This is a genomic window from Clostridia bacterium (assembly GCA_028698525.1).
Classification (GTDB): Bacteria; Bacillota; Clostridia; order JAQVDB01; family JAQVDB01; genus JAQVDB01.
The window spans coordinates 1-8,142 of sequence record JAQVDB010000077.1 but is presented as its reverse complement, the minus strand read 5'-3'; the positions used below and the strand labels follow the sequence as shown (position 1 = coordinate 8,142).

The window sequence follows — 8,142 nt, the reverse complement described above, 5'->3', positions numbered from 1 at the left end:
AAAGCGCCATGCTGTCTTTTCCCCCGGAAACGCCTACAGCGATACTATCGCCATCACGAATCATATCAAATTGATGTACTGCCCGCCTCAACCTGCTGAGTATAGCCTTCAAATACAATTCTCCTTTCACGTGTCACGGGGACGTTTCGCCCGACACGCTTATTTTCACTATTCTATATCCCGTGCTATATTTTTTATTATCTATTTAAATTGTTCGTATGTCAATAATTTGCCTGTATATGCATCAGCATAACATGATAAATTAAAATAAAATTCAGGTTCAGTTTATGATATAATTAAATAATAAATAAACATCAATATACATATTAACTCAAAAAGTTTCATTTATTAATATATTGTTTAATCACAGTTTGTTTAGAAAGGTTGCTATATGAATGTTTGCGGCTGAAAGAATCGAAAAGATAAAAGAATTGTTATACTTATATAAACATGTAGATGTAACTTCCTTAAGTTCAATTTTATCAGTGTCTGAGGCCACCGTGAGAAGGGATCTAGAAAAGTTAGAAAAAGAAGGATTTTTAAAGAGAACCCATGGAGGAGCGTTGTTGAAGGAAGATGTAAATGCAGATCCCCACATAATAAGTAATAGTGTTCCAAATTATGAAGAGAAAAAACTAATAGGATATATAGCGTCTCAACTGGTAGAAGATAATGAGGTTATAGCCATAGGTTCAGGTACAACTTGCTTAGAATTAGCCAAAAACTTAAAAACTAAAAAACACCTATCTATAGTCACTAATAATGTGCTGATCGCTGCAGAGTTAAGCCAGAACAAAAATGTAAAAGTGATATTAACTGGTGGACATGCTATCGCAGATGAGACATCTATTACGCTGATCGGAGAATTTGCGTACAATATGATATCTAATATATACGTAAACAAGGTTTTTCTAGGTGTGGATGGTGCAGATATAAACAATGGTTATACTTGCAGCGATAACGAGATAGCCCTAGTTTGGAGAAAGTTTCATAAGATATCGGGAGAAATTATTATAGCGGCGGACTATACCAAGTTTGGCAAAAGAGATTTTATCAAGTTAGGGCCTTTAGACATAGCTGATAAAGTGGTGACCAACGAAAAGGTGGCAGAAGAATACAAACAATACTTTTTTGAAAAAGGCATTCCCATTTATACCAGTTATCCTTTTAATGCATAGGATTTCTTATAAAATTTAAGCCCTCTTTAATTAATTGCGATAGTAAAAAAAGGAGGAATATGATGCAAAGCTCTCTTTTAGAGGTGCGCAACCTTTCAAAGACCTATTATGCTCAAACAGTATTGAAAAATATAAATATTTCATTAAAATCCGGGGAAATACATGCAATTATAGGAGAAAACGGAGCGGGCAAATCTACCCTGATGAGAATATTATCTGGCATAGAACAACAGGATGAAGGACAAATATATTTAGAATCTAAACCTATCAAAATGACTACACCCTATCAAGCTCAAGAACTTGGCATAAACTCAATATATGAAGAAATAAATTTGATCGGATCTATGAGTGTCTTGGAAAATATATTCTTAGGGCGATGGCCTTTGTTTAAACAAAGGTTTTTTTCGATTATAGATTGGAAAAAGGCCAAAACCCAGGCAGAGGCATTGTTAGACATATTGAATTTTAATATAAGACCGGGTCAGAAGGTAGCCCAATTGAGTGCAGGCGAAAAAAAAATGGTGGAAATCGTTAAAGCCTTGTACTTAAACTCAAAAGTATTGATAATAGATGAAGCTACAAATGTATTTAATTCCGATGAAATAGAAAGTTTTTTTAATGTCCTTAAAAGGACGAAGCAAATGGGTGTATCTATTTTTTTTGTTTCACATAAAATTGATCAGGTTATGCAAATAGCTGATACTATAACGATTATCAGAGATGGAAGGATAATAGCTACAGAGGATAAAAAGAATGTAGACAAAAAGGCTCTAATGTTTAAGATAGCGGGAGAAGATTTTGTAAATCGATTTCCTAAAATAAAGAGCAGGCCAGGCAAACAAGTGTTGCGGTTAGAGCACTTAAAAGATAATCATGCTTTAAAAGATGTAAGTTTTTTCCTTAGAGAATCTGAAATAGTGGGGCTGACAGGATTGACCGGTTCAGGGAGGAGTGCGATAGCAAAGTCGATATTTGGGATGAACACTTTGACAAGTGGGGAAATTTTTATCAACAATAAAAAGGTTGTGATAAGATCTCCCGAAGACGCGATAAAATATAAGATAGGATATATATGTGAGGACAGGAACGACGGTCTTGTCAATAATATGCGCATGTCTGAAAATATTTCTTTATCTCATTTTGATGGTGTGACGACAAACAATGTCATAGATAAAGCCTTGGAAAATCGAATTGCCAAAGACTATGCAAAGCTGCTGGGTCTAAAAGAGGATAGCTTATTCAAAAAAGCGAAATACTTGAGCGGAGGAAACAAGCAGAAAATAATACTAGCTAAATGGTTGTTCACTAATGCTAAAATATTCATATTCGATGAGCCTACTAAAGGTTTGGATATCCCCTCAAAAGTAGAAATATATAATCTTATGAATGAATTGATATTAAAAGACAAATCTATACTTTTAATATCCTCTAATTTAGATGAGCTCATGGGGATGAGCGATAGAATATTGGTGCTGAATGAGGGTAGAATTGTGGCAGAATTAAAAGATCAAGATATAAAGGAAAAAAATATAATATATTATGCTTCTTATTATTAATATTTAAAAATCAGCCCTAGTGGCTGAATTTTTTTGCAATACGTGATTGAATATGAACATAAACAAAAAAAATCAATCAAACAAAGAAGGATTTTTTCACTTTGTGTAGAATATAATATTAAGAACTAACAAATATTTTTTATAAACAAAAATAAGGAGGTTATATATTAGATGATATCTAAAAAAAATTTGGCTGTTTTGAGTATGTTATTGGTATTATTATTGGTCATAGCTGGTTGCGGTGCAGATTCGTCTGCCCCTCAGGATTCAGTAACAGAGGGTGGTGACCAAGAGAGCAGCGATCAAGAAAGTAGTGACAAAGACAGTGGCGATAGCATAGTAATCGGTGCGTTGTTGATGGATACCCAGCAAGAGTGGTTTGCAGAGGTCATGGAGGGAATGAAGAGTGCGGCAGATGACTTAGGTGTGGAAGTCAAGGTTATGAGTTCAGACTCTGACGCCGCCAAGGAAGCTGATATAGTGGACAACTTCATATCCCAACAGGTGGATGCTATAAGTATTTGTCCTACCAACCAGGAAGCTTCTATACCTGCTTTAGATAGGATAGATGCTGCGGGAATTCCGGTGGTTCAGTGGAACACCAAAGTAGAATCGGATAAATTCGAATATTATGTAGGTGTTGATAACTATTCTCTAGGGGCTCAAACCGGAGAGTTTGCTGCCAAGTACATTGAGGAGAATATGGATGGAAAGGCAAAGATAGCTGTACTGGGCATAAGTAAGTATGCCATAGGCATAGACAGAGTAAAAGGTTTTCTAGACGAGATGGAGAAGTTGGAAGGCGTAGAAATAGTAGACCAACAGGATGCAGAATTTAAAGAAGATGGGATGAGTGTTACAGAAAGTATGCTACAGGCTAATCCGGATACTGATATAATTTGGGCATGGAATCAGGGAGCATTGTTAGGAGGCCTTGCAGCCTTAAAGGGAAGCAATTCTGATATACCTATAATGGGAACTGATATGAGTATCGATATTGCAAAAGCTATGTTGGAGGAAGATTCTCAATTGCTAGCTGTGACGACACAACAGCCCTTTGAGATAGGATATAAATCCATAGAGACAGCAGTAAAATTGGTAAAAGGTGAAGATGCTGAAGAAAATATAATTGTTCCTTTAGTTACATATACCCTTGAAAATAAAGATGAAATACAAAAATATTTGGATGATAGAGAATATCTGATGAAATAATCATTGACAGGTAGATGGGGTGTTATCACCCTGTCTACTATTGTTAATCACTTAAGAATGAGGTGTTTATTATTGGAACAGCAATATATACTTGAGGCCAAGGACGTCAGCAAACAATTTTCCGGCAATTACGTATTGAAGAAAGTGAGATTCCAATTAAAGAAAGGTGAAATACATGCACTTGTAGGAGCTAACGGTGCAGGAAAAAGTACTTTTATAAAGATAATAACAGGGGCTCATAAGTGCGACCAAGGTGAAATAATTATAGATGGGGAAAAGGCCAACATATATTCCCCTCATTGTGCCAAACAGATGGGAATAAGTGCGGTATATCAAGAATTCAGCTTGGTGGATAGTTTGACGGTAGCAGAGAATATCTTTTTGGGAAGACTGCAGGCCCAGGAAAGAAAGGTATTTAATACTATAGATTGGAAAGATATAAATGCAAGGGCAAGAGAAGTATTAGATCGGATGAATTGTGATATTGATACAAAAAAGTTGGTAAGGGATTTAGGAGTAGCTGAAAAGCAGTTGGTAGAAATCGCAAAGGAATTGGTGGATAATTCTAAGATATAGATTATGGATGAACTTACAGCTTCGCTCACCGATAACGATATAGACAATCTGTTTAAAGTAGTAAAAGGGCTGGCACAAAAAGGAATAAGCATCATATATATATCCCACAGATTGGAAGAATTGCCCGTGATCGCCGACAGGATAACGGTGTTTAGAGATGGATTATATGTTACTACACTGGATACGGAAAAAACTGATAAAGAGATGATAATTGAACATATGGTGGGAAAAGATCTGGAACATACCTCTAAAACAAAAAAGGTATCAGATCAGGTGTTGCTTAAGGTGCAAGGACTGAACGGTGGAAGATTTTCCGATATATCCTTTGAACTTCATAAAGGAGAGATATTGGGGTTATCCGGGTTAGCAGGGGCAGGAAGGACAGAACTTGCCCGAAGTATATTCGGATTAGATCCCATACAATCGGGAGAAATAATATTTAAATCCAAAAAGGTTAAAATCAATTCGCCCCAGGATGCAAAAAACTTGGGCATTGGATTTGTAACTGAAGATCGTAAAGGAGAAGGCATAATTCCAAGACTGGATATAAAGGAGAATATATCTATAACGGTGCTGGACAGAATAACTAAACACATGTCTATTAACATGGATAAAGAAAAGAAACTAGCCCAAGAATATATAAAATACTTGGACATAAAAGCAACCAGTATAGATCAGATATTACAAAAATTGAGTGGAGGCAATCAGCAGAAGGTGATAATAGCCAAATGGCTTGCAGTAAATCCTTCAGTGTTGATATTGGATGAGCCTACCAGAGGTATAGATGTAGGCGCAAAAGGACAGATATACAGCATACTCAACAAGTTAGCGGATCAGGGTATGGGGATAATTGTTATTTCGTCTGAGATACCTGAAATATTACAGATAAGCGATAGAATACTTGTGATGGCTGATGGAAAATTGACAAAAGAGCTGGCAGCTGACGAGGCTAGTCAAGAAAAAATATTATACTATGCTACTACCCAGAATAAAGATAGAGCAGCTATGTGAGGAGGGTTTAATTTGCTAGGGACAGAAGAAAGTCAAAACAGAATAGGGAGCAAAATAAGGGTCAAGGAATTTTTCAGCAGATACATGTTGTATTGTTTATTCTTATTATTAGTTTTAATATTGTCTTTTTCAACAGATAAATTTTTTACAGTGACCAATATAGTGTCTACTTTAAGGCAGATTTCTATACAGTCCATTATAGCGGTAGGCATGACCATGGTAATTGTTTTGGGACAAATAGATTTAAGTGTTGGAGCTATAGTGGCTTTTGCATCCGTTGTCAACGCATTGCTCATGAGAGGTGGAATGCCTATATTTCCTGCTATAATTATAACTTTAATACTTAGCAGCATATGGGGATTGATAAACGGTATTGTTACTGCAAAGCTGAATATTCATGCATTTTTGGTCACCCTTGCCATGATGACGGTGGTCAGGGGAGTTACCTATACTTTAACCGGTGGATATCCGGTAGGAGATTTGCCTAAACAATTCTATACTTTAGGAGCAGGGCATGTAGGGATCATTCCTTTACCTGTTATTTATATGATTGCTATATACATAGTAGGTGTTTTCGTCCTGGATAGAACGCCCTTTGGAAGATCTATATATGCTATTGGTGGTAATGCCGAAGCGGCAAGGCTTTCAGGCATAAAGATAGAAAAAATAAAGATTATTGTTTTTACTATTACCTCTCTTTTATCCGGATTAGCGGGCATCGTATTATCCTCCAGATTGATGGCAGGTTCGCCTGAAACTGGTGTAGGGTGGGAACTGGATATAGTTGCTGCTGTTATAATAGGTGGAACCAGCATGTTCGGAGGAGAAGGAAAACTAACAGGAACCTTGATGGGTATGCTTTTTATAGGAGTGCTGACCAATGGTATGATTTTATTAGGCGTAACCCCTTATATGCAGCAAGTGATAAGAGGATTGGTTATATTGATAGCCGTCATAATGAACAGTTTCCAAAAGGAATAGGAGGTTATGTAAATGAATAAAATGGATCGATTTTATGCTACCATCGAAAGACGTCCCGTTGACAGGCCGGCTAGCTGGCTGGGTCTGCCTGTACCGGAAGCTGAACCGGGATTGCTTGAATACTTCAATGCAGAAAATATAGAACAACTGAAACATATAATAGATGATGATATTTATCCTGTGGATATTCCTTATCATTCTCCTGTGAGCGATTCTATAGCTGAGGCTTTAGATTTTAAAAAGGAATCGGAAGGTATGCCTGATGGAAGGACGTTGACAGCACCGGGATTTTTTGAGGATTATTCAGATGCTTCAGCGGTAGATGCATTTGATTGGCCGGATCCCTCTAAGTATATAGATCCTCAAGAATGCAAGAAAGCCGTTGAACGAGCACCTAAGGATTACCCCAAGCTGGGTGTACTATGGTCCTGTCATTTTCAAGACGCATGTTCAGCTTTTGGAATGGAAACGGCTTTGATAAAGATGCTGGAAAACCCGGACATGTTCAGAGCGGTTATAAATAGAATAACGGAGTTTTACTTGGATGCCAACGAAATATTCTACAGCGCTACAAAAGGGAAGTTGGATGCTATCCTGATAGGAAACGATTTTGGCAGTCAGACCTCCCTCATGCTTTCTCCGGATGCTATAAGAGAATTTGTATTTCCAGGCACAAAAAAATTGATAGAACAGGCCAAAAGTTATGGATTAAAAGTATTTCATCACTCCTGTGGTGCAGTACATGATGTGATTCCGGACTTGATAGAATTGGGAGTGGACGTGATCCATCCTATTCAGGCGTTGGCAAAGAACATGGAACCTGAAAGGTTGAAAAAGGATTTTGGGGATAAGGTGTCTTTTTGTGGAGGTGTGGATGCCCAGAACTTATTGGTTAACGGTACACCTGAACAAATGAGAGAAAAAGTGCTGCAATTGAAAGAAATCTTTCCTACCGGACTTATAATATCGCCCAGCCATGAAGCAGTGCTTCCAGATGTAAATCCGGCTAATATTGAAGCATTATTCGATGCTGTAAAAGAATAAATAGGAGGATTAGATGATGAAACGATTTGGTCAAATAATAAAGGTAAATCCTGAAAAATTGGAAAAATATAAGAAGTTGCACGCAAACCCTTGGCCAGAAGTACTGGATATGATCAAAGAGTGTAATATACAAAACTATTCTATATTTTATAAGGACGGCTATTTGTTTGCGTACCTTGAATATGTAGGAGACGATTATCAGGCTGACATGGAAAAGATGGCTGCAGATCCTATAACACAGAAGTGGTGGGATGAATGCAAACCCTGCCAGATACCCTTGGATACAAGGAAAGAAGGAGAATGGTGGGCTGACATGGAAGAGGTATTTCATATTGATTGATAAATTTAAGGCGAAATCACTGGCATTTCGCCTGACACATTTTTTGTTTCGTGTCATGGGGACGTTTCGATTGACATGGAAATGCCATGGGGACGTTTCGCCTGACACATTTTTTGTTTCGTGTCATGGGGACGTTTCGATTGACACGTTTCTATTTTCCATCATCTCTTTAAATTGTTCGTATATCAATAACATGCCAATTTATCGCTATTACATATTAAAACGTATGCTAGGTCAATCAAGA

The 8,142-nt window shown here is 37.2% G+C and carries 9 protein-coding genes; 8 read left to right on the top strand and 1 reads right to left on the bottom strand.

Annotated features, from left to right (window positions below; genetic code table 11):
• Positions 1-112, bottom strand: a 112-nt coding sequence (locus PHP06_09715) for a tRNA 2-thiocytidine(32) synthetase TtcA (protein MDD3840828.1), incomplete at its 3' end; no start/stop codon positions are given.
• 283 nt (positions 113-395) lie between these two features.
• Here PHP06_09715 and PHP06_09710 point away from each other — a divergent pair.
• The 8 genes from PHP06_09710 (at position 396) to PHP06_09675 (ending at position 7,898) form a co-directional block, all read left to right on the top strand.
• Positions 396-1,178 carry a DeoR/GlpR family DNA-binding transcription regulator gene (locus PHP06_09710; protein ID MDD3840827.1) on the top strand — a complete coding sequence of 261 codons (783 nt, stop codon included), beginning with the start codon at positions 396-398 and terminating at the stop codon, positions 1,176-1,178.
• A 62-nt stretch (positions 1,179-1,240) separates the two neighbouring features.
• The gene (locus tag PHP06_09705; protein ID MDD3840826.1) at positions 1,241-2,734 is read left to right on the top strand and encodes a sugar ABC transporter ATP-binding protein; all 1,494 of its coding nucleotides are present in this window, start codon (positions 1,241-1,243) and stop codon (positions 2,732-2,734) included.
• 171 nt (positions 2,735-2,905) lie between these two features.
• Positions 2,906-3,946, top strand: a complete 1,041-nt coding sequence (locus PHP06_09700) for a substrate-binding domain-containing protein (protein MDD3840825.1) — start codon at positions 2,906-2,908, stop codon at positions 3,944-3,946.
• Positions 3,947-4,018: 72 nt separating this feature from the next.
• Complete coding sequence (locus PHP06_09695) at positions 4,019-4,522, top strand: ATP-binding cassette domain-containing protein (protein MDD3840824.1); 504 nt, start codon at positions 4,019-4,021, stop codon at positions 4,520-4,522.
• A gap of 3 nt (positions 4,523-4,525) precedes the next feature.
• Positions 4,526-5,533: a sugar ABC transporter ATP-binding protein gene (locus tag PHP06_09690; protein MDD3840823.1), complete on the top strand. Its 1,008-nt coding sequence runs from the start codon at positions 4,526-4,528 to the stop codon at positions 5,531-5,533.
• A gap of 12 nt (positions 5,534-5,545) precedes the next feature.
• Positions 5,546-6,514 (top strand): ABC transporter permease, encoded by a 969-nt coding sequence (locus PHP06_09685; protein MDD3840822.1) that lies wholly within the window; start codon positions 5,546-5,548, stop codon positions 6,512-6,514.
• Between the two features lie 12 nt (positions 6,515-6,526).
• Positions 6,527-7,558 (top strand): uroporphyrinogen decarboxylase family protein, encoded by a 1,032-nt coding sequence (locus tag PHP06_09680; GenBank protein ID MDD3840821.1) that lies wholly within the window; start codon positions 6,527-6,529, stop codon positions 7,556-7,558.
• A gap of 16 nt (positions 7,559-7,574) precedes the next feature.
• On the top strand, positions 7,575-7,898 hold the full coding sequence (locus PHP06_09675; protein ID MDD3840820.1) for an L-rhamnose mutarotase: 324 nt from the start codon (positions 7,575-7,577) through the stop codon (positions 7,896-7,898).
• Positions 7,899-8,142: the final 244 nt, after the last annotated feature.

Coding starts and splice junctions, on each gene's coding strand:
- PHP06_09690 (MDD3840823.1), top strand. CDS start 4,526: ATGGATGAACTTACAGCTTCGCTCACCGATAACGATATAGACAATCTG.
- PHP06_09705 (MDD3840826.1), top strand. CDS start 1,241: ATGCAAAGCTCTCTTTTAGAGGTGCGCAACCTTTCAAAGACCTATTAT.
- PHP06_09710 (MDD3840827.1), top strand. CDS start 396: ATGTTTGCGGCTGAAAGAATCGAAAAGATAAAAGAATTGTTATACTTA.
- PHP06_09700 (MDD3840825.1), top strand. CDS start 2,906: ATGATATCTAAAAAAAATTTGGCTGTTTTGAGTATGTTATTGGTATTA.
- PHP06_09680 (MDD3840821.1), top strand. CDS start 6,527: ATGAATAAAATGGATCGATTTTATGCTACCATCGAAAGACGTCCCGTT.
- PHP06_09675 (MDD3840820.1), top strand. CDS start 7,575: ATGAAACGATTTGGTCAAATAATAAAGGTAAATCCTGAAAAATTGGAA.